Origin of the sequence: Staphylococcus hsinchuensis (assembly GCF_038789205.1) — a bacterium.
Classification (GTDB): Bacteria; Bacillota; Bacilli; order Staphylococcales; family Staphylococcaceae; genus Staphylococcus; species Staphylococcus hsinchuensis.
Genome location: NZ_CP128355.1, coordinates 1,732,438 through 1,756,489, shown reverse-complemented (window position 1 = coordinate 1,756,489; position 24,052 = coordinate 1,732,438). Strand labels below are relative to the sequence as shown.

The following is a 24,052-nucleotide window of genomic DNA, read 5'->3' as shown; positions in this document are numbered from 1 at the left end:
ATGCCTCATTTAAATCCATATCGGATCGGCTTTAGAACAATAAAAACGGCTATTGGAATGGCACTTGGAATAATGATTGCTCAATTCATGGGCTTACAAAATTTCGCTTCGAGTGCCATATTAGTAGTACTATGTATAAAACATACAAAAGTTCACTCAGTTAATGCAATCGTTTCTCGATTTGTATCATGTATAATGATTTTGATACTCGGTTCGCTCGTGTTTAGTTTATTAGGACAAAATGCACTTGTGCTCGGTTTGATTGTCTTATTATTCATTCCATTAACAGTGGTATTTAAAGTTCAAGAAGGTATTGTGACGAGTTGTGTCATTTTACTTCATGTATTTAATGCTAAATCCATAGATTTACATTTATTTATAAATGAAATTCTATTATTAATTGTAGGGCTAGGCATCGCATTCTTAATGAATCTCATTATGCCAAGCTTAGATAAAACTTTAAATAACTATAAAACTCAAATTGAAGAGCAATTCACCACTATCTTTGAATCTTTTAAAATGACTTGTAATGTCCCACATGACTCATTAGATATTAAATTCAAAAGTTTAGAAAAAACAATTAGTGCAGCAAAATCGACAGCCTTTAGAGATGTAAAAAATCATTTTGTCCGAAATGAAAATTCTTACTATCATTATTTTGATATGAGGGAAGAACAACTCGAGCTGATGAAAAGAATGACTTTTTTACTTCAAAATCTTGAAACTGATGACCATATGTTAACGAAATTTGCTGATTTATTCGGTGAACTCGCTCATAATGTTAATAGCAATGATTACACGGCGTTACGTTTACATTCTTTATATCAATTACGTTTAGAGTTAAACAATTTAGAATTACCAAAAACACATGAATCATTTAGAACAAGAGCGAGTTTATTTCAATTATTAAATGAATTGGAAGAATATTTAATGATTAAATCTGAGTTTGGTTCATTAAAGTTACACAGTGATTTATACAATAAGTAATGAAATTTTAAATTATAGAAAACAGCCCACCTAAAAGGTTAAAAATAATCTTTTAAGTGGGCTGTCTTTATATTTCTATAGTCAAAAAATACGTGTCTAAACCAAATTTCGATTCAGACACTTAATTCCTACTATCCCATAATAGGTGCAACACTTGATAAAATTAATGCAAGTACAACTGCAACTAACATGACGATGATAATAATTCTTAAAACTTTATTATCCAAATTAACTCCTCCATTACTCATCCAGTTATAAGTTATATAATAAAATTAAAGGTTAGTTGGATTTATCTTTTAGGTAACTGATACCTTAGTTTATTTATGTATTATAACATATTTTTCTGTTACTACAGAAACAAAATATTGTTATCACTCGATTATTTTCAGTAAACTATATGATATACAAGCAATATAATAACGTCAACTCTTTAAGAATGGGTGATGAAAATGGTAAACAAAGAAAGAATCATTCATACATTTCTAGAACTTGTACAAATTGATTCTGAAACAGGAAAAGAACAAGAAATTCAACCAATTTTAAAATCCAAATTTCAATCTTTAGGATTAAATGTTGTTGAAGATAATGCAAATGAAGATCCTAGATTAGGGCTAATAATTTGATTTGTACGTTAGCGTCTAACATAAATAAAAATGATATCGATAAGATATATTTTTCAAGTCATATGGATACTGTCGTACCTGGTGTCAATGTTAAACCAACTATCAATGATGATGGCTACATTTATTCCGATGGTACTACAGTGTTAGGGGCGGATGATAAAGCAGGGCTTGCTGCACTGATCGAATTAATTCAAGTAATGCAAGAACAAAATACACCTCATGGACAAATACAATTTATTATTACAGTTGGCGAGGAATCAGGTCTTTTAGGTGCTAAAGCTATCAATTCTGAACTTATTGATGCAGACTTTGGTTATGCTGTTGATGCAAGCTCTCCAATAGGGTCTACAGTCATTGCTGCTCCAACACAAATGAAAGTCGATGCAACGATTTACGGCAAAACTGCACATGCCAGCGTGCCCGATCAAGGCGTAAGTGCCATCAATATTGCAGCCAAAGCCATCAGTAAAATGCATTTAGGAAAAATTGATGAAGAAACAACTGCAAATATTGGAAGATTTGAAGGTGGTTCGGCAACGAACATCGTTGCTAATAAAGTAACATTAAATGCTGAAGCACGCTCACACTCGGATGAGAAAGTAGAATCTCAAGTCGCACATATGAAATCTGTCTTTGAAAATACTGCACAGTCATTTGGATGTTCAGCAGATGTACGTGTAACTAAAAGTTATCCAGGCTTTCAAATCGATGAAAACGATCATGTAATAGATATTGCTAAAAAAAGTGCGTCTAGTTTAGGACTTAACCCTAAAGCAGTTATTGCAAATAGTGGTTCAGATGGAAATATTTTCAATTTACTCGGTGTTCCTACAGTAATCATCGGCATCGGTTATGAAAATATTCACACGACTAAAGAACGCATTGCTACACAAAACCTCGTTTTACTAGCACAACAATTATTGAAAATAGTTGAGCTCGTCACAAATGAATCAAACTGATTAAGTGAATGTAACTTTCGCTTTATGGTACAATATAGAAGAAATTTTTAATAAGAGAGGTAAGTAATATGTCACAAGAAATCGGTGTAGTAGGTTTAGCCGTAATGGGTAAAAACCTTGCTTGGAATATTGAATCACGTGGATATCATGTTTCTGTATTTAATCGTTCATCTGAAAAAACAGATGAAATGGTTGAAGAATCAAAAGGTAAAAATATACATCCAACTTATTCATTAGAAGAATTTGTAAATTCTTTAGAAAAACCACGTCGTATATTATTAATGGTTAAAGCTGGTCCTGCAACAGATGCTACAATTGACCACTTATTACCATTATTAGATGATGATGATATTTTAATTGATGGCGGTAACACAAATTACCAAGATACAATCAGAAGAAATAAAGCGTTAGAAGAAAGTAATGTAAACTTTATTGGTATGGGTGTTTCAGGTGGAGAAGTCGGTGCTTTAACAGGCCCTTCATTAATGCCAGGTGGACAAAAAGCTGCCTATGATAAAGTAAGTGATATTTTAGATGCTATCTCAGCAAAAGCAGATGATGGTGCTTCTTGTGTAACGTATATCGGGCCAAATGGTGCAGGGCACTACGTGAAAATGGTTCACAATGGAATTGAATATGCTGATATGCAGTTAATAGCTGAAAGTTATGCAATGATGAAAGACTTACTAGGCATGTCACACCAAGAAATTGCACAAACATTTAAAGACTGGAACGCAGGTGAGCTTTCTAGTTATTTAATCGAAATCACTGGTGATATTTTTGAAAAGATAGACGATGAAACGAATGAACCATTAGTAGAAAAGATCTTGGATACTGCTGGTCAAAAGGGTACAGGTAAATGGACGTCTATCAACGCCTTAGAATTAGGTATTCCACTAACAATTATTACGGAGTCAGTTTTTGCTCGTTTTATCTCTTCAATTAAAGAAGAACGTGTAAAAGCTTCAAAACATTTAAATGGACCAGAAATTAAATTTGATGGTAACAAAGATGAATTTTTAGAGAAAATAAGAAAAGCGCTATATATGAGTAAAATCTGTTCATATGCACAAGGTTTTGCACAGATGAAAGAAGCTAGTGACAACAATGAATGGGATTTAAAATTAGGTGAACTTGCAATGATTTGGAGAGCTGGTTGTATAATTCGTGCTCAGTTCTTACAAAAAATTAAAGAAGCCTATGATAATGACAATGAATTACAAAATCTTATGTTAGATCCATATTTCCACGATATCGTTTCTAATTATCAAGATGCACTACGAGACGTTGTGGCTACTGGAGTACGCAACGGTATACCAACACCAGGTTTCTCAGCTAGTATCAATTATTATGATAACTATCGTTCAGCAAACCTACCAGCAAACTTAATTCAAGCACAGCGAGACTATTTTGGTGCACATACTTATCAACGTAAAGATCGTGAAGGCGTGTTCCATACACAATGGATTGAAGAATAAATACATTTATTCAGTACAAATTCAAAATAGCGTAAACATTAGCCAATAAAATAAAGCCCTACAAAAGGTAAAATGAAAACCATTTTGTAGGGCTTTTTTTTCTAACAAAAAACGTATTAATTTTTCTTATTTACTGGCATCCATAATTGCACTTTATTGAAACTATCCTCAAAAGAAAAATCTAACGGATATACTTCGATATAAAGACTGTTACGTTCATATGGCAATGTCATTTGAAGTGTTGTTTCGATATAATACCATGCTTCGTTGACTACGTAATCAAGTTCACCTTGTAGATTGAATTTTGCATATTGCCTTTCTGGTAAAAACCTACTCTCTAAGTGGTCAGGATAACGTTCACTTGGTACACCAACAAATATTTCCATACCTTCATCCAAAGGACAATTAACGACAAATAATTCATGAGGACTTATATCGTTGTAGCGTTTTATATCATCAATAATGCCGTCAAATTGTAAATCTTCTAATAAATCTGGTACTTTAAATGGATCTTCTAACTCGCTAGCATCGAGATACTTTGAATATCCGACTAGCGATATACCTTCATTTTGTTCTAAGCGATAAGGATAAGGGGATTGCTCTGTAACTGATAATTTAATATACAACCTTGATTTCATATTTAATTGATCACGCTTAGTATTCACTTGAATAGGTGAAACCCCATGAAAGTCACTAAAATCATTGGCAAACGCATTGGCATCTTTATATTTATATTTCTTTGCAATATCGATTAACCGACTTGAACCATGAATTAAATCATTTGCAGCCAAGGTCATTCGACGTGCATGTGCATATTCGCTCGGTGATTGTCCGACAATCATTTTAAATGATTGATCAAGGTGAAAAGGTGAAAGGTTAACGTAATCACTGAGTTCTTGTAATTGAACTCGGTCTGGCAAATGATCTTCAATATACACAATTGCCTGTTGTATTTGTTTGATAACGTCCAATACTTTCACTCCTAATTAATCCAAAAACTTGTAAATTCATTTGTTGTATTCATATTATGCTAAATTACATTTTTAAAGTTCGAATTGTCTTCTTTAATCAGATTTATTAATAAAATCGTCATTTATCTCATTTAATAATATAAATGATACCACAAAACGACATTAATAAAAAAGCGACAACACATATGTAATTTTACACATGTGTTGCCGATTCAAACTAATTTAATTTATGCCGTCCCACCAATGATAACCATCTTTGCTTAATAATAAATCACTTTCTAATGGTCCATTTGTACCAGCTTTATAATTTGGAAATTCTGGTTCATGTTGATCCCATTCTTCTTGAATCGCATCAACAAATTTCCAAGTTGATTTTAATTCTTCCCAATGTGTGAAGTTTGTCGCATCACCATTCAGACAGTCAAATAATAAGTTTTCGTAAGCATCTACCGTATTCATTTTATCTTGAGCGCTCATAGCATAAGATAATTGTACTGGTTCTGTATCTATTCCTTGAATATTACGTTTCGCATTCAAATGTAATGATACGCCTTCGTTTGGTTGAATATTGATAACGAGTAAATTAGAATCTAACTTTTTGTCAGTTTCATAATATAAATTCATTGGGACTTCTTTAAATTCTACAACGACTTGGATTGTTTTACTTGTCATCCGTTTACCTGTACGGATATAGAAAGGAACACCAGCCCATCTAAAGTTATCAATCGTCAATTTACCGGCTACGAAAGTGGGGGTGTTAGATTGGTTATCAACCCTATCTTCGTCCCTATAACCTTGAACCGGTTGTCCTTCTATTTCGCTTGCATCATATTGACCACGTACGAAATTGTGTCTCACTTTATCATTTTCAAACATTCTTAATGACTTTAAGGCTTTTACTTTTTCAGCTCGAATATCTTCACTGTTCAAACTAATAGGAGGCTCCATCGCTAATAACGCAACCATTTGTAACATGTGATTTTGTACCATGTCTTTTAATGCGCCATTAGAATCATAATAACCGCCACGTTCTTCTACACCTAATTTCTCTGAAGAAGTGACTTGAATGTTGGAAATATATTTATTGTTCCATAATGGTTCAAACATTGCATTAGCAAAACGTAACACTTCAATATTTTGAACCATATCTTTACCTAAATAATGGTCAATTCGGTAAATTTCTTCTTCAGAAAATGATTTACGTAACTGATCATTCAATACTTTGGCAGATTCTAAATCACTGCCAAACGGTTTTTCAATCACTAAACGTTTGAAACCTTTTGTATTTGTTAATTCGGCAGATTTTAAACAATCAGATATAACTCCGAAGAATTTAGGCGCCATTGCGAGGTAAAATAATCGATTACCTTGTAATTGGAACTGTTGATCTAAACGTTCACTTACTTCTAAAAGTGATTCATAGTTAGCTTTATTTGTTACGTCTAGTTTATGGTAAAAGATATGCGTAATGAATTTATCAAGGTGTTTTGTATCTTTAACATGTTCTTGAATTGATGATTTCACTTGATTACGGAAATCATCATTGGTTAAATCTCTACGACCAATTCCAATGATAGCAATATGTTCATTTAAATTTTCTTGCTGATAAAGATGAAATAATGATGGGAATAACTTTCTGTGACTTAAGTCACCTGTAGCGCCAAATATCGTAATTAGGCATGGTATATCCTTATTTCTAGTATTCAAGATCAAAACCTCAATTCTTTTTATAAATCTGTTCTCATTATAGAACAATATTAATAATGGTTCATATAATTTTGCTTAAAAGCTTTAAAATTCGATATATTTTTGATGTTTGTATATGATAAAATATGTGGAGAAGAGGAGGCATATGCATGGAGATAACGTTTTTTGGTACAAGTGCGGGTCTACCAACTAAAGAAAGAAATACGCAAGCCATAGCATTAAATTTAGAACCTTACGCGAACAGTATATGGTTGTTTGATGTCGGAGAAGGTACACAACATCAGATTTTACATCATTCAATAAAGCTAGGTAAAGTAGACCATATATTTATAACGCATATGCATGGTGATCATATATTTGGGTTACCGGGAGTGCTAACTAGCCGTTCATTCCAAGGTGGAGAAGGTAAACCACTTACAATTATAGGTCCTAAAGGGATTAAATCCTATATCGAAACTAATTTATCATTATCTGAATCTAAATTAAACTATCCGATTACTTACATAGAAATAGAAGATCATTTATCATATCAACATAACGGTTTTAGTGTTACAGCGCAAATTTTACATCATGGTATACCATCCTTTGGATATCGCGTAGAAGTACCTTACACTTCAGGTAAAATTGATGTAGAAGCACTTAAAGCGATAGGTCTTCAACCAGGTCCGAAATATCAAGAAGTTAAAAACAACGAAACATTTGAATATAATGGTTTAATTTACGACTCAAATCAGTTTAAAGGTGATGCAAAAAAAGGACCTGTGATAGCTATTTTTGGAGATACAATGCCTTGTATTAATGAAAAATCTATCGCTCAAGATGCAACAGTAATGGTGCACGAAAGTACATATATAGAGGGTGATATGACTTTAGCTAAAAGATATCATCACAGTCACATTAATCATGTATTTGATTTAATTGACGAAGCAAATGTTGACTATAGTTTGATTACACATTTAAGTAATCGATACACTTTAGAAGAAGTTGAAGAAATAGAAAGTGAGATTAAATCCAGACCAGAAACACCACCATTTGCTTTCGTAAAAGACTTCGATTCATATCAATTTTAAAAAACTATTAAAAATTAACAGAAAAATAAAAGCCAACCCAAAAACTTAATTTCAATTGGGTTGGCTATTGTTTATTAACATTTCAATGTGAAAACTTACTTACTTTCATCATCTTGATTTGATAGTTCAACACTTCTATCTACTGCAGATTTTAAACAATCTTCGAAAATACTTTCTAAATCATATTTAGATAGTGTATCTAATCCCGCTTGTGTCGTGCCACCTTTAGAAGTAATATTTTTACGTAACTGATCCATGCCGAGATCTGAACGCTCAATCATTTTACTTGTCCCTATAATTAAATTACGAATAGATTCTTCGACTTGTGATTTTTCCAAACCTAATCGTGTTCCAGCAGTAACATACTGCTCAAATACATGATATAAAAATGCAGGTCCACTACCTGTAATTGCTGTAACTTGGTGTAAGTTATCTTCGGATACTTCAACAGTTGAACCAAATGCATTAATGAGTTCATCAACTTCACCTTTTGATTTAGGTCCGAAATTATTAGAATAACTAATACCAGTGACTGAATGTCCTACGTGAGCATTTGTGTTTGGCATAATTCGAGCAATTGGATTATCTGATTGAAGTTGTTCTCTAATATAAAGTATAGGTAGACCTGCCATTATAGAAATGAACTTATTATCGCTTTGAATATAAGGTCTGATACGTTCAGCAAGTAAGTCGAAATCATATGGTTTTGTCCCTAAAAATATATAATCGGCGTCCTTTAATAGTTCTTGATCATCATAGCTATAATTAACCCCTAATTCATCAACATATGATTTAAGTGCCTCTTCATTTGAACGGTTAGTTAAATAAATATCTTTTGGGTCTACCATTTCTGATTTCACTATGCCAGAAAAAATGGCGTGTGCCATATTACCTGCACCATAGAATACTAATTTCATGACTTAAACACGCTCCCTCAAAGTTTTATGATTCTATATTAACATAGTATAAAAACTTGGCTAGTCTTTAAAAGGGACAATGACAATCGTGTTTACTATCATATATAATATATCTAACTATTTAATATAGAAAGGGGTGTGCACAATGATAGGGAAGCATTATGTACTAACTGGTGGTACGAGTGGTTTAGGGTATGCTATTTTAAAGCAATTAATCGGAAAAGGGGCACACGTTACAGTATTAGCGAGAAATCCTAACAAATTAAGACAAATAAGTAGTAATCAAGTCACAGTCATCAAATGTGATTTACAATTAAAACAAAATATTGTTGATTTAAAAACACATTTTTCTAATCATAAAATTGATGGCATTATTTATAGTTCAGGTGTAGGATACTTTAAATCTATTGAAGAACACAGTGAAGAAGAAATGATTGAGACTTATACATTAAATGCAATACATTTTAATTTATTACTTTCAACTTTAAGACCTTGTTTATCTCAACATCCGACTATTGTAGGTATAGGAAGTCAATCTGCATTTTTAACACAAGCGCATGCAGCACATTATGGCGCAAGTAAATCAGCATTTAACCAAATATTAAATGCATTACGCATAGAACACCAAGACTATCACGTATTAACAGTAAATACGGGTCCAATCGCTACACCTTTTCATGAAAAAGCAGACCCCACTTTAAATTATGCTAAAAAATATCAACATATGATGCTCGATGCAGATGATTTAGCAATTAAAATAATTCAAGCAATGATTCATCATAAAAAAGAGATAAATGAACCTAAATGGATGCATATCATGTTAAAGGTATATAATATTGCGCCACGATTTTTCGAAAATAATTTTACTTTCTTATTCAACAATAAAAAAAGGGAGTAGGACCGAAATCGAATTTTCTGTTAGAGATTTTGTAGTCCCATTAATTGAAAAAGAGTCTGAGACATTTTTTTGTCTCAGACTCTCTTTTTTAATTTATTTTAAGTGTTGTGTATATTCTAAATTTTTAACGCGTGCACGTGCTGCTTTTACTTTTTCACGGTTGAGTTTTTTAGAGAATTCGTAGTTTTTAATATTTTCATCTAATTGTTCTACAGAGCTTGCACCTACAATGATTGCTCCTAATGCATCTTGAGAAGCTAGATAGTTAAACGTTAAAGCAGTTAAATTATTCTCAATTTCTTTAACTGATGCAATTGTTTCTCCTAGTTCTTGATAATTATAATCAAAAATACCGTCAGCAAATTTTGAATCTAGTGCATCATTACTTTTTGATGTTAATAAACCTTTAAATACAGGTCCTCGTGCAAGTAGTTTTACATTTTTAGCCGCTACGTCTTCTAATAATGATTCTGGGCGATTATCAATTAAATTAAATTGGGACATTAACGTTTCTATATCACTATGTTCTAAGTAATAATTGATTACATTTGGGCGAATAGATGAGATTCCGTAAGCACGGATGGTACCTTCTTGTTTTAATTCATCGAAGGCACTAATTGTTTCATCCATTGGATCGTCAATAGTACCACCGTGTAGTTGATATAAATCTATATGATCTAAATGCAATTTACGTAAAGACTCTTTAACTGAATCTTTAATATGGGCTTTAGATGGATCCCAAAATGTAGAACCATCATCTTGTAAATGATTACCAACTTTAGTTCCTATAACGATATCGTCTCTATTTTGATATTTTTTTAAAACATCTCCGACGATTTCTTCATTTACACCTTTATCATAAATATCAGCTGTATCAAAATAAGTGATGCCATGATCGATTGCTCTTTCAATTATTGGTTCAGCCTGTTTTTTATCTGTACCTAGGCTCATGCAACCAAGACCAACCTCTGAAATTTCAATACCACTTTTCAAAACATTCTTTTGCATGTCTTTTCTCCTTTCGATACACTAAAATCATAAAGATTATTTAAATTTGTTTACCATTTTATTGTACCTGTTTATTTCGCCAAGAAAACATTATATAAATACATAATTTGATTATATAATCTGCCTCCATAAAGCGACAACATATTAATTTTAACAATAACATTAAATAAATAAAAGGAACGTGATGACAATGGAACTCTTCGAAAAAACTTTAAAACGTACACCTATCTATCAAGGAAGTATTATAGATTTAGAAGTACATGATGTAGCTCTACCAGATGGCAAAGAATCAAAACGAGAATTAATATTTCATAATGGGGCAGTTGCAGTTTGTGCGATAACTCCTGAATCTGAGGTTATATTTGTAAAACAATTCCGTAAGCCAGCTGAGAAACCGTTGTTAGAAATACCTGCCGGTAAATTAGAAAAAGGCGAGGAACGAGAAGCAGCAGCAAAAAGAGAGTTAGAAGAAGAAACGGGGTATATTGCAGAGAACTTAGAACTCATTGCGGAAATGTATGGGTCTCCTGGATATTCAAATGAAAAAGTAACGATTTATTTAGCGAAAGATTTAAAAACAGGTGAAATGCATTTAGATGAAGACGAATTTATCAACTTAGTAACATATTCACTTGAAGAATTAAAACAATTATTAGATGACAATGAAGTGGAAGATGCTAAAACCATCATAGCTATTCAACATTTATTGCTTAATTATAATCATTTTAAATAAAAATAGGCCTGTACTTGATAATCTTATCAATTACTGGTAATTTATAGTTATAAATCATTCGACAAATTAAAATGATTATAATTATTAGTAGAGGGGTGAAGCTTCCGTGGAAGAACGTTTAAATCGCGTGAAGCAACAATTACAGCAGTCATCTTATAAATTAACTCCACAAAGAGAGGCGACATTAAGAGTCTTAATTGAAAACGAAAAAGATCATTTAAGTGCTGAGGATGTATATTTGAAAGTAAAAGATAAAGCGCCTGAAATTGGCTTAGCGACTGTATACCGTACACTTGAATTACTTGCAGAACTAAAGGTAGTCGACAAGATTAATTTCGGTGATGGCGTCTCTCGTTTTGATTTAAGAAAAGAAGGTGCGAAGCATTTTCACCACCATCTCGTTTGTATGGAATGCGGTAAAGTTGAAGAAATTGAAGAAGACTTGTTACCTAAAGTTGAAGAAAAGGTCGAACATGATTTCAACTTTCGTATAACTGATCACCGTTTAACATTTCATGGTGTTTGTTCAGATTGTCAATCTAAAGGAAAGTAAATACGATGAATAAGGATAGGATAGAGACTCAAATTACTCATGACTACTCAGTGTGGTAATCACGTGGTTAATTAACGTCCAACCTTATCATCTATGCAATAGATTTGAAGTATAATCCAAATTGAGAATTGCTCTAATTGGTAAAGGTGAGGCGATAACGTGAATGTTATTATAGAAGAATATTTGAAATTTATCCAATTGGAAAAGGGATTGAGCGCAAATACAATCGGTGCATATAAAAGAGATTTAAAAAAGTATCAGTCTTTTCTAGAAGAACAAAATATTAGCCATATCGATTTTGTTGATCGACAAACGATTCAGCAGAGTTTAGGTTACTTGCAAGACCAAGGTATCTCAGCAAAATCACTTGCACGTTTTATTTCGACGATACGTAGTTTTCATCAATTTGCACTTAGAGAGAAATATGCTGCGAAAGATCCTACTGTTCTGATTGAAACGCCTAAATATGATAAAAAGTTACCAGACGTATTAGAAGTAGACGAAGTACTCGCATTGTTAGAAGCTCCAGATTTATCTAAAAATAATGGCTACCGAGATCGAACGATGTTAGAACTACTCTATGCCACAGGTATGAGGGTGTCAGAACTCATCCAAATAAAAGTTGAGGATGTCAATATTATTATGGGATTTGTTAAGGTCTTTGGTAAGGGAAACAAAGAACGAATTGTTCCATTAGGTGAAACAGTGATAGATTATCTTGAAACTTATATGGAAACAGTGAGACCACAGTTGTTGAAAAAAACAGTAACCGATACATTATTTTTAAATATGCATGGGAAACCCTTATCAAGACAAGCTTTGTGGAAAATGATTAAACAAAACGGTATCAAAGCACAAATTTATAAACCACTTACACCACATACATTAAGACATTCCTTTGCAACTCACTTATTAGAAAATGGCGCAGATTTACGTGCCGTTCAAGAAATGTTAGGCCATTCTGATATTTCTACAACACAATTGTACACACATGTATCAAAATCACAAATACGAAAAATGTATAATGCTTACCATCCACGTGCTTAAACACAGATTCGTCCAGTAAATAACGAGTCTGTGTTTTATTGTTTAGATTTTCAGTTGAACCTCATCATTCATGCAAATATTACTGTTTATCTAAGCCGTCATTTATTATTTTGGCGGTTTTGTTGTCTTTCCATCAAGGCGTAATGACGCGCACGATGTACTTCAGTTCTATCACGCTCTAAATGGTGGTTTATAATATAACTATCAACAGCCGGTTCCACATTAAATGTAAAATCAGGATAATGTTTTATAATTAAACAAACCATATCTTCTGTTAGAGGCAAATGCACGGGTTCGAATGGTTGTTTACGCTCGATATTAAATATAAGTTGCTGAATCTCGCTCCGATATTCCTCTAACTTTAATCCTAAATGTACTTCTTTATCAAATAGGTTGATGATGCTCAATGCTTTTTGTGCCGATCTTTTTGCGCCAACTGTATTACCTCTTCGATAATGATAACAAGCAGTTGAAAATAAGATTAAACTCACCACATCATCTTCTTTACTATATCGAGGTTGCGCTTTCCACGCTTCTTCTAATATATCGTGACATAGAAAGTAATGTTGATTGATATGAAATTGATAATAAAATTCTATTAATGCTTGTTCCATTGTTAAACCGCTCCAAATTTAAATGTTTACTATAAACATGCTATAATATTTTAGTGAAAAACGCACATAACTAGTAATTTGAGGTTGATAAAATGTATGAAGTCAAATTAGATGCCTTTAATGGACCTTTAGATTTATTATTGCATCTTATACAAAAGTACGAAATTGATATTTATGATATACCTATGAAATCTTTGACAGCGCAATATATGCAATATATACACGAAATGAATCATCTAGAAATAAACATAGCTAGTGAATATTTGGTCATGGCATCTGAATTATTGATGATTAAAAGTAAAATGCTTCTACCTCAAATGGCTGAAGCCGAAGACCTTGAGGATGACCCTCGTGAAGATTTGGTCGAAAGGCTAATTGAATATCAAAATTATAAGGAATATACAGAAATATTACATGAACATCGCTTAGAACGCGAACACTACTATTCAAAACATCCAACAGACTTATCTGCTATTGAAACGACCGAACAATGGGATGAAAATCAAACTATTGATTTGACTGAACTTATCATCGCTTATCAAAAAGTTAAAAATAGAGTTGAATTTAATAAGCCTAAAACAGTAGAAATACACAAAGAAACATTTACGATTCAACAAGCAACATCACAGGTTCATACAAGATTGAAAGAAGAAGCTTCCTTTAATTTTTTCAGTTTGTTTAACTTTACAGAACCCATTGAATTTGTAGTCACACACTTTCTAGCTATTTTAGAAATGTCAAAATCAGGCATCGTAAATATAGAACAAGTGAAGAGTTTTGAAGACATCAATATCGTTAGAGGAGTTAACTATGGCATTGAATGACACAGGTAAATTAGAAGCTTTATTATACACTGCAGGTGACGAAGGTTTAGATGAAACCCAAATATTAGATATACTAGAAATAGACCAACAAATACTAACTGAATTGGTTGAAGATTTTACATCTCCAGGTCTATGTATACAACATTTCGGAAATACTTATGTATTAACGACGAAAAAGGAAGCTTCAAGTTATATTGAACTTCTCGTTCAACAAAAAGCCAAAATGAAATTATCACAAGCTGCGATGGAAACTTTATCAATAATTGCTTACAACCAGCCTGTTTCAAGAAGTGATGTAGAAATGATTAGAGGCATTAATTCTGATGGCGCTGTAAAAACTTTGATCGCAAGAGGTATGGTAGAGGCTAAAAATGAAACTGACTCCAGAAGTCAGCAACTTTATACTACAGAATTATTCTTAAATATATTTGGAATTGAAAAACTAGAAGAGCTCCCTACAACTGAAGAAGATGAAGCAGAAATTGAAGATTTCTTTAGTAACTTAGTAAATCAAAAAGGAGAAAATGATGAATAAAGAACAAGAAAGATTACAAAAACGTATTGCAAATAGTGGCTATACTTCACGCCGTAAAGCAGAAACTTTAATAGCAGAAGGAAAAGTTAAAGTGAACGGGCAAACAGTAACAGAATTAGGTACCAAAGTACGTCCATCAGACACTGTTGAAGTTGAAGGCGTGAAAATTGAACAAGAAGATAAAATTTATATTTTATTTTATAAACCGTCACAAGTTATAACAAGTGTCTCAGATGACAAAGGTAGAACAGTAGTCACAGATTACTTTAAACAACTCGAAACACGTATTTATCCAGTGGGTCGTTTAGATTATGACACTTCTGGATTATTGCTACTTACTAATGATGGAGATTTCACAAATTTAATGACGCACCCACGTTACAAAATTCAAAAAAAATATGTTGCAAAGCTGAAAGGTTATTTAATGCGTGAAGAAGTGAAATCGCTAGAACGTGGCATTCAATTAGAGGACGGAATGACACAACCAGCAGCAGTAAAAATTAAAAGTCAAGACAAAGAAAAAAATACGACGCTGGTTGAAATCACAATTTCTGAAGGAAGAAATAGACAAGTGCGTCGTATGTTTGAACACTTTGGCTACCAAGTATCAAAATTGCAGCGTATTGAATTTGGACCTTTAAATTTAAAAGGTTTAAACGCCGGTGATGGAAGAGTTTTAACACCACATGAAGTAAAGATTATGCGTCAACTTGCAGAGCATGGAAATAAGTAGAGAAATATTGAGAAAAAATTCACAAACTTTCTATAGAAACCACTTTTTTGAAATAACCTATGATATAATTAAGTAGAAATAGAAAGTTAGCACTGTGGGAGGGCATAAGTTATGTCAAATTTAATATTAATCGTCGATGATGAAGATCGAATCCGCAGATTAATGAAATTATATTTAGAACGAGAATCTTTTGAAATAGACGAAGCAAGAGACGGAAACGAAGCTTATAAAAAAGCGATGGAAAATGATTACGCATGCATTTTATTAGACCTTATGTTACCAGAAATGGATGGTATCATGGTTGCTTCCAAACTCAGAGAGCATAAAGACACTCCAATAATTATGCTAACTGCTAAAGGTGAAGAAACGAATCGTGTTGAAGGATTTGAATCAGGGGCAGATGATTATATCGTTAAGCCATTTTCACCTCGTGAAGTAGTGCTACGTGTTAAAGCACTTTTACGTCGTACACAAGTGGGGCATACTGAACAAAGTGAACCACACGCAAGAGATTTAATTGAATTTGAACACTTGACGATTGATAATGATGCGCATCGCGTTTTAGCTGATGAAAAGCAAGTCAATTTAACACCTAAAGAATACGAACTACTCATTTATTTAGCTAAGACACCAAACAAAGTATTTGATCGAGAACAATTATTGAAAGAAGTTTGGCACTATGAGTTCTACGGAGACTTGCGTACTGTAGATACTCATGTTAAAAGATTAAGAGAAAAATTAAATCGCGTGTCAGAAGACGCTGCTTCAATGATACAGACCGTTTGGGGCGTCGGTTATAAATTTGAGGTTAAATCAGATGATGAATCGCTTGAATAATGTAGTAATTAAACTGTGGTTAACTATAATTCTTATAGTAACGACAGTTTTAATTTTACTCAGTGCCGCGCTTATAACTTTCATTCAATCTTATTATACGCAAGAAACTGAAGATACTTTGACGAAAGATGCGAAAAGAATTAGTCACTTATTAGAGCATTCAAAAGATAAAGAAACAGCAATTTCTCATAGCCGTAAGCTTATCGAAGGGCCTGTCGGTCTTATTATCATGAACGATAAAGATATGAAAACACCTCACGATAATTCTACCAAGAAAAAGATGTTGGAAGAAATTAAAAAAAATAAACAATATGAGTTCGTATTTGATAAACAACAAAAAATATCCAATCATGTCACTTTAGATATAAATGGTAAAAAAAGAAGTTATGTACTGATTGGTTACCCCACAAAAAACCTTAGCTCACACAAAAAAGAAAACGGTGGCGTTTTTATCTACCAAGATTTAAAAACAACAGAAGATACGAGTAATTTAATTACGGTTATCATATTAGCGATTGCTGTAATTTTCTTAGCAATTACTACAGTATTTGCTTTCTTCTTAACTTCGCGAATCACCAAACCTTTACGTAGTTTAAAATCTCAAGCAATGAAAGTTTCGAAAGGTGATTACACACAAGTCGTACCAGTTAATTCTCGTGATGAAATTGGTGAACTCGCACGCACATTTAATACGATGAGTACAGAAATCCAACAACACATCGACGCATTATCATCTTCAAAAAATATTCGAGAAAGTATTATTAATTCAATGGTTGAAGGCGTTGTAGGCTTCAATGAAAGTGACGAAATTATACTATCAAACAAAGTAGCACAAGACACGCTACAATTGTTAGATGAATATGCGAAAGATAAATTATATAAGCAACGTGAAAAAACATTCGAAAGTAAACATACACAATTTGAAGAATACGAAATCAATACACGTTACTTTGTCATTATCACTAGTTACATTGCGCAAATTCAACCAGACGGTCGAAGTGGTATCGTAGCTATTATTCGTGATATGACGAATGAGCATAATATCGATCAAATGAAAAAAGACTTTATCGCTAACGTTTCACATGAGTTAAGAACGCCAATTTCATTGTTACAAGGTTATACTGAATCAATTGTTGATGGGGTTGTAACCGAACCCGATGAAATTCATGATTCTTTAACTATTGTATTGGACGAAACGAAACGCCTAAATAGACTAGTAAACGAATTATTGAATGTTGCGCGTATGGATGCTGAAGGTTTAACTGTTGAAAAAGTGGCACAACCAATCCAACCATTATTAGATAAAATGCAACGAAAATATGAACAACAAGCAAGCGATTTAAAGTTGACGATGCATTTAAATCCAAATACGCATAATCAAACTTGGTATTATGATGCAGATCGAATTGAACAAGTATTGACGAACTTAATTGATAATGCAACGAGATATACCGAACCAAATGACACACTTTCAATTGAAGTTGAAGCATCTAAAACGGTAGATATTTTATATATTTCTGATACTGGTACAGGTATTGCGCCAGAACATTTACAACAAGTTTTTGATCGCTTCTACAAAGTAGATGCCTCTAGAAAGAGAGGTAAGCAAGGAACTGGTTTAGGTTTATTTATTTGTCGTATGATTATTGATGAACATGAAGGCACAATAGATGTTCAAAGTGAGCTTGGGGAAGGTACAACATTTATTATTAAATTACCTAAGCCACCAAAACATGAGTTAACTCATTAAGCATTCATCACGTTCATCTAACATCTAGTTAGTAATTTTTAAATTTATATTTTTCTATAGAATTTAAAAATGCGAATAACCTTAAACTCATAAACAATTTGATTGTATTAAATCAAAATTTAAGGTAAGATATTTTTACTAAATTTAACGATTTCATCTTCGGGGTAGGGTGCAAATCCCAACCAGCAGTAAATAAAGCCTGCGACCTGCATTTGTAAAAATGTGGCTGATCTAGTGAAACTCTAGAGCCGACAGTATAGTCTGGATGGGAGAAGATGGAGGTTTTGTGTTGTTACACCAATCCTCCTATTCTTAAGTAAGATGAATGGAAGGAGAACATTGAAATTGCAACAACAAACCAAAAGATTGATTACGATAAGCATGTTGAGTGCTATTAGTTTCTTACTCATGTTTATCAAAGTACCAATTCCATTTTTACCACCATATCTCACTTTAGATGTGAGTGATGTTCCAGCATTATTGGCTACATTTACAATGGGCCCATTTGCCGGAATTACAGTAGAATTTATTAAAAACTTATTGAACTTTTTCGTTAATATGTCAGATCCAGTAGGACCTTTAGCTAACTTCTTAGCAGCTACAAGTTTCTTATTGACAGCATATTATTTTACTAAAAATAAAAACAATAATACATCTCTAATAATTGGATTAAGTATAGCTACGATAGTCATGACAATCGTATTAAGTATCCTCAATTACTTTGTACTATTGCCATTGTATGGCACGATAATGAATTTAACGAACGTGGTAGAAAATTTAAAAATCATTATCGTTTCCGGTATTATTCCTTTTAATATTATTAAAGGAATTGTAGTTTCAATCTTATTTATGCTACTTTATCGTCGATTGAAAAACTTACTCCCTAGATAATTTTTAATATAAACTATTCAAATTGATTTTGAATATAATAAAACCCTCAGATAAAAAATATCTGAGGGTTTATTACATCATTATCAGTAGGTTTATGACTACTACATAATGTTACATATTTATATTGAATTGAATGTTCTATATCTTAAGATGAATTTGTATCGGTTAGATAAATAACTCCACGCAATGACAATTCATCATTTTATCGAAATAAATTTATTCAAATTTTAATGCATCGCCATCGAATGGTTCTTCTTCGATTTTGATTGAATCAGTCGGACAACCTTCTAAAGCATCTTCCATGTCTTCGTATAATTCTTCTGGTACTTCAGCAGTACCTTGGTTGTCGTCTAATATAACATATGCAATACCTTCATCATCATAGTCATATATATCAGGAGCAGCTGCACCGCATGCGCCACATGCAATACATGTATCCATATCTACAATTGTATATTTAGCCAATTACTTCGCCTCCTTTAGATAAAAATGCTACAATAATAACAATTACTATTGTAATCACTGAAATATATTTTTTCAAATGTTATTGATTTACAAAATGAGGGAATATGAATGAATCACATTATCCACCATGCATATCATCATGCACATCATTATAAATCAACAAAGAGTATCTATAATATACTCATTGGTAAAAAATCTCATCAAACTTTCTTTGATGCTTGTAGTCAAAGCTTATTATCATTATATCATAGCCTACCACAGTTAAAATATCCGTCATTTGAACGATGTATCAAACAACCACCACAATCAACTTCTACGATAATGACACATCCTCGTTATACATATGACAGCATGAATAATACCTTTAAAGCCATGCAATTATTAATCCAAACAATATCTAATACGCAACATGATGTCTATCAGTTCACGCCGATTACTCAACAACGTTCAATACATAGTAAAGTCAAAGCGGTTTACCAAAAACTGAAAACTTCAGAAAATATTGTTGCATGCCAGCAAGAAATTGAGAACTTATTTTATTCTATTAAGGATAAAAACGGATTTACTTATCTACATTACTACTTACAAGGCTTTGAAGAAAGTATGTATACGCGACAACAAGTAAGCCTTATTGAAGGTGTTTCTCAAATAGAGTTATTTGAATATGAAATGATGGATTTAGTGCAGATGCTTTATGAAATAGAAGATAGCGAGAAATACCCTATATTGCATCAATTAATTGTCTTACCGAAGTTATTAAATAAAACGAGGCTATCCTATAAAGGTATATTAGAAGGTAAACATATGGATCAACTCGCGCAAGAACAAAATGTAAAAATAAATACCATTGAAGACCACGTATTAGAACTTTTTATTAAAGGTTATTTAACCAATTACGATAATTATTTAGACACAAATAAGTTTGACACATTTTCTCAATATTATATTAAAAATAAGAGTGAAAAATTAAAAATATACAAAACATTAACCCCTGAGTTAAGTTATTTTGAAATTAAAATGGCAATTGTAGGTATCGAAAGAGGATTTTTCGATATTTGATTTCTTTATCTCATGATTTTTATTCGGCAGGTGAAATATATGTTACATCAAGAACTAGATAAATGGTTTGGTTTTACTTCATTTAAACCAGGACAACAAGAGGTCATACAAAGTGTAATCGATGGGCAGAACACATTAGGAATCTTACCAACGGGTAGTGGGAAAAGCTTATGTTATCAGTTAACCACTTATATAAAACAAAAGCCCACACTTATTATTTCCCCATTAATTTCTTTAATGGATGATCAAGTCATGCAGTTGAAGATACAAGGTGAGAAAAATGCGGCGTGTATTCATTCAGGTTTAGATGAAGAGGAAAAACGATTAAACATTCAGGCCCTTACTTCTAGTAGGTTTATTTTTCTTAGCCCAGAATTTTTATTACAACCACATAATTTTAATTTAATTAAAAGTTTAAATCTCGGTATGATTGTACTTGATGAAGCACATTGTTTATCTGAATGGGGTTATGATTTCAGACCGCATTATGCATTAATCGGTAGTATCATAAAACTCTTTCCTTCTGCGACAATACTCGCTTTAACGGCTACAGCACCACCGTATTTAACTCAAGATTTATTTCAAATGTTACAAAAAGAATTTAAAGTTATTAAGACGCAGATGAATCGAGATAACATTCGTTTTTCACATAAAAATTTCAGTGATGATGATGAAAAAAATGCATGGTTATTACCAACATTAGAAACTTCTGGTCCTACGATAATATATGTATCATCCAAAAAGGTCTGTTTATCATTGGCCAAACAAATTTATCATTATGGGTTTTTAACTGGTATTTATCATTCAGATCTTTCTTATCAAGAGCGACAAACAGTACAACATCAATTTATAAACAATGAAATCCCAATTATTGTTGCAACAAGTGCATTTGGCATGGGTATCAATAAAAAGGATATTCGAACTGTTATACACTATCATTTACCTTCTAGCCCCTCTAATTATATACAAGAAATAGGGCGAGCAGGACGTGATGGCAATCCAAGTCAGGCTATTAGCATGTACCAACCTGATGATCAATATTTATTAGAAACGTTATTATTTACAGATATAATCACTGCTGAGGATGTAAATGATTTTGAATTAGGTGGGTTTGTAGATCCTTATAAACAAGAAATATTAAATTTATTATCGTCATATTACTCATTTTCTCAACTGAAATCCATTTTCGAAAAAACCTACCAACGCAAGTATCATGGCTTTATTAGAATGTTGGGGTATAAATCGTTAGATCAATGCCGTCGTGCGTACATGATGGAGTTCTTTGGAGAAACCTTACTAAATAAACCTGACCCTTGTTGTGATAATGATAGTAATATTCAACCGTTTAACTATTTCAATCGCAAAAAAGTTAAAAGAAAGATAGAATATCAAGAAAAGTTAAAAAATTTATTCAAATAACTTACTATTACTTTACTTAACTTTTTCACACAGGCTATAATACGCATATGGTTATAGTAAGAAATAATATTCAAATTTATAAAATGTACATATTTACCGCTTTTTTGGGTAAAACAGTATATAATTAAATAAATTGAATAAAGAAAGGATGATGAATTTGTCTAAAGATAATTATAAAGATGATTTCGAAAAAAATCGTCAATCCATTGATCCAAAAGAACATCTAGACAAAGACCAAGAGACACATGATGGCGTTAATAATGCTGTCGATAACGAAAAAGAGGAAGTTTCTCGTCATAGTAAAGAACAGTTTCCTCCAAGAAACGCACAAAGAAGACGTCAACGTAGACGTGATGTAGCGACAAATCAAAATGAACCAAATGAACGTAACAACAATCAAGACGTTCGTGGAGAAAGACATCATGACAACGATTCATCATCAGATAGATTCAATAATGATGAAGATCGTCGTCAATTTTCAGAAGACGAACGTCATCGACATAATACAGAAGATGACCAACATCTTCAGGATCGTGATTTAGATGATCGTCACCATGATGAGGACAAAGGCTCTAAGAAGAAAGGCGCTGCAGCAGCTGGAGTCGCAGGTGCAGCAGGAACTGGTGCTTATGCAGCTAAGAAAAAGAAAGATCATGACCATCATGATGATGTAAACCATGACGACAGAAACACTTCAAACAAAGACTTTGATCGTACAGACGATCATCGCAATGATGACCGTGACTTACGTGATGATCATCGTCAAGATGAACATCACGATAAAGACTTTGATAGAGATCATGACAAAGATCATAAAGGCTCTAAGAAGAAAGGCGCTGCAGCAGCTGGTGCAGCAGGCGCGGCTGGAGCTGGTGCTTATGCAACTAAGAAAAAGAAAGATCATGACCATAAAGAACATGATCGTGACCATGCAGATCGCGATCGAAAAAATGAAAGCCGTGATACATCTAAGAAGAAAGGTGCAGCAGCAGGTAGTGCAGCTTCAACACGTAAAAACAATGTAAGAGACGATGATTATGAATATAACCATCGCGATACGAAAAAAGGTGGCTTATTAGGTAAATTATTACCTATCATTGCAGCAATATTATTATTAGCTATATTAGCTATTATCGGTGGTATGTTCTTAAATGGTGGTAAACATGACGAACATAAAGAAGATGATAAAAAAGTAACTGATGATGCTAATAAAGATAAAGCAAACAAAGATAAGAAAAACAATGACGACGCTGACAAAGATAAAGCTGACAAGGATGCAGACAAAGATAAAGCAAGCAACGATACTAAAGAAGATAAATCATCTGAAGATTCAAGCAATAGCAGTGATTCTAGTCAATCTAGTAACGACTCAAACAGTAATGACCAAGCTACAAATGGTGCAGCTGGTTCTGCAGGTAGTCAAGGTAATTCTAATAGCAGTGGTGCTTCAGATAAACAACAAGGAACTAGCCAGTCAAGTGATCAACAAGGTCAAAGCAATTCAAGTCAATCACAAGGTAGTTCATCAAGTAATTCAGGTCAAAGCTCATCATCAAATAGCTCAAATCAATCACAAGGTTCTTCATCAAATGGTTCTGGCCAATCATCAAGCAACAGTGGTCAACGTACAGTAACAGTACATGATAAGAACTTATACAGAGTAGCTATTAAATATTATGGTGCAGGTACACCTGAAAATGTTGCAAAAATTAAAAAAGCTAATAACTTAAGTTCAAACACTATCCATGATGGTCAACGTTTAGTTATTCCACAATAATAGTGTTATAGGACAAACAATTTATTAATAACAAACCTTGCGCATATATTTGCGTAAGGTTTGTTTATTTTTATCAACAGACTTCTATTGATTTAAATAATCATTTTATGAGAAAGGCATGCATATTTAATAAAATATTATCGATTGATTAAAAATTGTCCAAAAAACTAAACCTTCAATTATTTAGTTTTCAACTA

At 32.7% G+C, this 24,052-nt stretch carries 23 protein-coding genes, 1 pseudogene and 1 riboswitch; of the genes and pseudogenes, 17 read left to right on the top strand and 7 right to left on the bottom strand.

The window, feature by feature from the left end; genetic code table 11:
• On the top strand, positions 1-987 hold the full coding sequence (locus QQM35_RS08710; protein WP_251520734.1) for an aromatic acid exporter family protein: 987 nt from the start codon (positions 1-3) through the stop codon (positions 985-987).
• Positions 988-1,118: 131 nt separating this feature from the next.
• On the opposite strand, the gene prli42 is transcribed toward QQM35_RS08710, so the two are convergent.
• Positions 1,119-1,214, bottom strand: a complete 96-nt coding sequence (gene prli42, locus QQM35_RS08705) for a stressosome-associated protein Prli42 (RefSeq protein ID WP_251520737.1) — start codon at positions 1,212-1,214, stop codon at positions 1,119-1,121.
• A 222-nt stretch (positions 1,215-1,436) separates the two neighbouring features.
• On the opposite strand from prli42, the pseudogene QQM35_RS08700 reads away from it, so the two are divergent.
• Together QQM35_RS08700 and gndA are read left to right on the top strand one after the other, a co-directional pair.
• A pseudogene (locus QQM35_RS08700) lies at positions 1,437-2,569 on the top strand (M20/M25/M40 family metallo-hydrolase).
• A gap of 68 nt (positions 2,570-2,637) precedes the next feature.
• On the top strand, positions 2,638-4,047 hold the full coding sequence (gene gndA, locus QQM35_RS08695; protein WP_251520740.1) for an NADP-dependent phosphogluconate dehydrogenase: 1,410 nt from the start codon (positions 2,638-2,640) through the stop codon (positions 4,045-4,047).
• A gap of 116 nt (positions 4,048-4,163) precedes the next feature.
• Here the strand turns inward: gndA and QQM35_RS08690 are convergent, their stop codons facing one another.
• Together QQM35_RS08690 and zwf are read right to left on the bottom strand one after the other, a co-directional pair.
• Positions 4,164-5,018 (bottom strand): AraC family transcriptional regulator, encoded by an 855-nt coding sequence (locus QQM35_RS08690; protein ID WP_251520743.1) that lies wholly within the window; start codon positions 5,016-5,018, stop codon positions 4,164-4,166.
• Between the two features lie 222 nt (positions 5,019-5,240).
• Positions 5,241-6,725, bottom strand: a complete 1,485-nt coding sequence (gene zwf / locus QQM35_RS08685; RefSeq protein WP_251942921.1) for a glucose-6-phosphate dehydrogenase — start codon at positions 6,723-6,725, stop codon at positions 5,241-5,243.
• 149 nt (positions 6,726-6,874) lie between these two features.
• Here zwf and rnz point away from each other — a divergent pair, with 149 nt between their 5' ends.
• Positions 6,875-7,795 carry a ribonuclease Z gene (gene rnz / locus QQM35_RS08680; protein WP_251520748.1) on the top strand — a complete coding sequence of 307 codons (921 nt, stop codon included), beginning with the start codon at positions 6,875-6,877 and terminating at the stop codon, positions 7,793-7,795.
• A 95-nt stretch (positions 7,796-7,890) separates the two neighbouring features.
• Here rnz and proC read toward each other — a convergent pair whose 3' ends face one another.
• On the bottom strand, positions 7,891-8,712 hold the full coding sequence (gene proC, locus QQM35_RS08675; RefSeq protein ID WP_342610333.1) for a pyrroline-5-carboxylate reductase: 822 nt from the start codon (positions 8,710-8,712) through the stop codon (positions 7,891-7,893).
• A gap of 145 nt (positions 8,713-8,857) precedes the next feature.
• Here proC and QQM35_RS08670 point away from each other — a divergent pair, with 145 nt between their 5' ends.
• On the top strand, positions 8,858-9,610 hold the full coding sequence (locus QQM35_RS08670; RefSeq protein ID WP_251520754.1) for an SDR family NAD(P)-dependent oxidoreductase: 753 nt from the start codon (positions 8,858-8,860) through the stop codon (positions 9,608-9,610).
• A gap of 93 nt (positions 9,611-9,703) precedes the next feature.
• Here QQM35_RS08670 and QQM35_RS08665 read toward each other — a convergent pair whose 3' ends face one another.
• Positions 9,704-10,618, bottom strand: a complete 915-nt coding sequence (locus QQM35_RS08665; RefSeq protein WP_251520757.1) for an aldo/keto reductase — start codon at positions 10,616-10,618, stop codon at positions 9,704-9,706.
• 190 nt (positions 10,619-10,808) lie between these two features.
• Here QQM35_RS08665 and QQM35_RS08660 point away from each other — a divergent pair, with 190 nt between their 5' ends.
• The 3 genes from QQM35_RS08660 to xerD all read left to right on the top strand — a co-directional run bounded on the left by QQM35_RS08660 (position 10,809) and on the right by xerD (position 12,951).
• Entirely contained in the window at positions 10,809-11,351 is a 543-nt protein-coding gene (locus QQM35_RS08660) for an NUDIX hydrolase (RefSeq protein ID WP_251520760.1), read from the top strand.
• Positions 11,352-11,457: 106 nt separating this feature from the next.
• Complete coding sequence (locus tag QQM35_RS08655; protein WP_251520762.1) at positions 11,458-11,904, top strand: Fur family transcriptional regulator; 447 nt, start codon at positions 11,458-11,460, stop codon at positions 11,902-11,904.
• Between the two features lie 159 nt (positions 11,905-12,063).
• The gene (gene xerD, locus QQM35_RS08650) at positions 12,064-12,951 is read left to right on the top strand and encodes a site-specific tyrosine recombinase XerD (RefSeq protein ID WP_342610332.1); all 888 of its coding nucleotides are present in this window, start codon (positions 12,064-12,066) and stop codon (positions 12,949-12,951) included.
• 98 nt (positions 12,952-13,049) lie between these two features.
• Here xerD and QQM35_RS08645 read toward each other — a convergent pair whose 3' ends face one another.
• Positions 13,050-13,565, bottom strand: coding sequence for a DUF309 domain-containing protein (locus tag QQM35_RS08645; RefSeq protein ID WP_251520768.1), 516 nt, complete (start codon positions 13,563-13,565; stop codon positions 13,050-13,052).
• 92 nt (positions 13,566-13,657) lie between these two features.
• Here QQM35_RS08645 and QQM35_RS08640 point away from each other — a divergent pair, with 92 nt between their 5' ends.
• From QQM35_RS08640 to QQM35_RS08615, 6 genes are all read left to right on the top strand, one after another.
• Positions 13,658-14,389, top strand: a complete 732-nt coding sequence (locus QQM35_RS08640) for a segregation and condensation protein A (RefSeq protein WP_251520770.1) — start codon at positions 13,658-13,660, stop codon at positions 14,387-14,389.
• The gene (gene scpB / locus QQM35_RS08635) at positions 14,376-14,924 is read left to right on the top strand and encodes an SMC-Scp complex subunit ScpB (RefSeq protein WP_251520773.1); all 549 of its coding nucleotides are present in this window, start codon (positions 14,376-14,378) and stop codon (positions 14,922-14,924) included. The genes QQM35_RS08640 and scpB overlap by 14 nt, the downstream gene beginning before the upstream one ends.
• On the top strand, positions 14,917-15,657 hold the full coding sequence (locus tag QQM35_RS08630; RefSeq protein WP_251520775.1) for a pseudouridine synthase: 741 nt from the start codon (positions 14,917-14,919) through the stop codon (positions 15,655-15,657). Before scpB ends, QQM35_RS08630 begins: the two co-directional genes overlap by 8 nt.
• A gap of 111 nt (positions 15,658-15,768) precedes the next feature.
• Positions 15,769-16,494 carry a response regulator transcription factor gene (locus QQM35_RS08625; protein ID WP_251520778.1) on the top strand — a complete coding sequence of 242 codons (726 nt, stop codon included), beginning with the start codon at positions 15,769-15,771 and terminating at the stop codon, positions 16,492-16,494.
• Positions 16,478-18,244 (top strand): ATP-binding protein, encoded by a 1,767-nt coding sequence (locus QQM35_RS08620; protein ID WP_285813498.1) that lies wholly within the window; start codon positions 16,478-16,480, stop codon positions 18,242-18,244. Before QQM35_RS08625 ends, QQM35_RS08620 begins: the two co-directional genes overlap by 17 nt.
• Positions 18,245-18,395: 151 nt before the next feature.
• A riboswitch (FMN riboswitch) is annotated at positions 18,396-18,525 on the top strand.
• Positions 18,526-18,589: 64 nt separating this feature from the next.
• Positions 18,590-19,135: an ECF transporter S component gene (locus QQM35_RS08615; protein ID WP_342610331.1), complete on the top strand. Its 546-nt coding sequence runs from the start codon at positions 18,590-18,592 to the stop codon at positions 19,133-19,135.
• Between the two features lie 216 nt (positions 19,136-19,351).
• Here QQM35_RS08615 and QQM35_RS08610 read toward each other — a convergent pair whose 3' ends face one another.
• A complete protein-coding gene (locus QQM35_RS08610; RefSeq protein WP_017637952.1) occupies positions 19,352-19,600 on the bottom strand; it encodes a ferredoxin in 249 nt (82 codons plus the stop codon).
• Between the two features lie 108 nt (positions 19,601-19,708).
• Between QQM35_RS08610 and QQM35_RS08605 the strand changes: the two genes are divergently transcribed.
• From QQM35_RS08605 to QQM35_RS08595, 3 genes are all read left to right on the top strand, one after another.
• Entirely contained in the window at positions 19,709-20,659 is a 951-nt protein-coding gene (locus tag QQM35_RS08605; RefSeq protein WP_251520786.1) for a helix-turn-helix domain-containing protein, read from the top strand.
• Positions 20,660-20,698: 39 nt separating this feature from the next.
• Positions 20,699-22,078, top strand: coding sequence for an ATP-dependent DNA helicase RecQ (locus tag QQM35_RS08600; RefSeq protein WP_342610330.1), 1,380 nt, complete (start codon positions 20,699-20,701; stop codon positions 22,076-22,078).
• Positions 22,079-22,229: 151 nt separating this feature from the next.
• On the top strand, positions 22,230-23,855 hold the full coding sequence (locus tag QQM35_RS08595) for an elastin-binding protein (RefSeq protein WP_251520792.1): 1,626 nt from the start codon (positions 22,230-22,232) through the stop codon (positions 23,853-23,855).
• Positions 23,856-24,052: the final 197 nt, after the last annotated feature.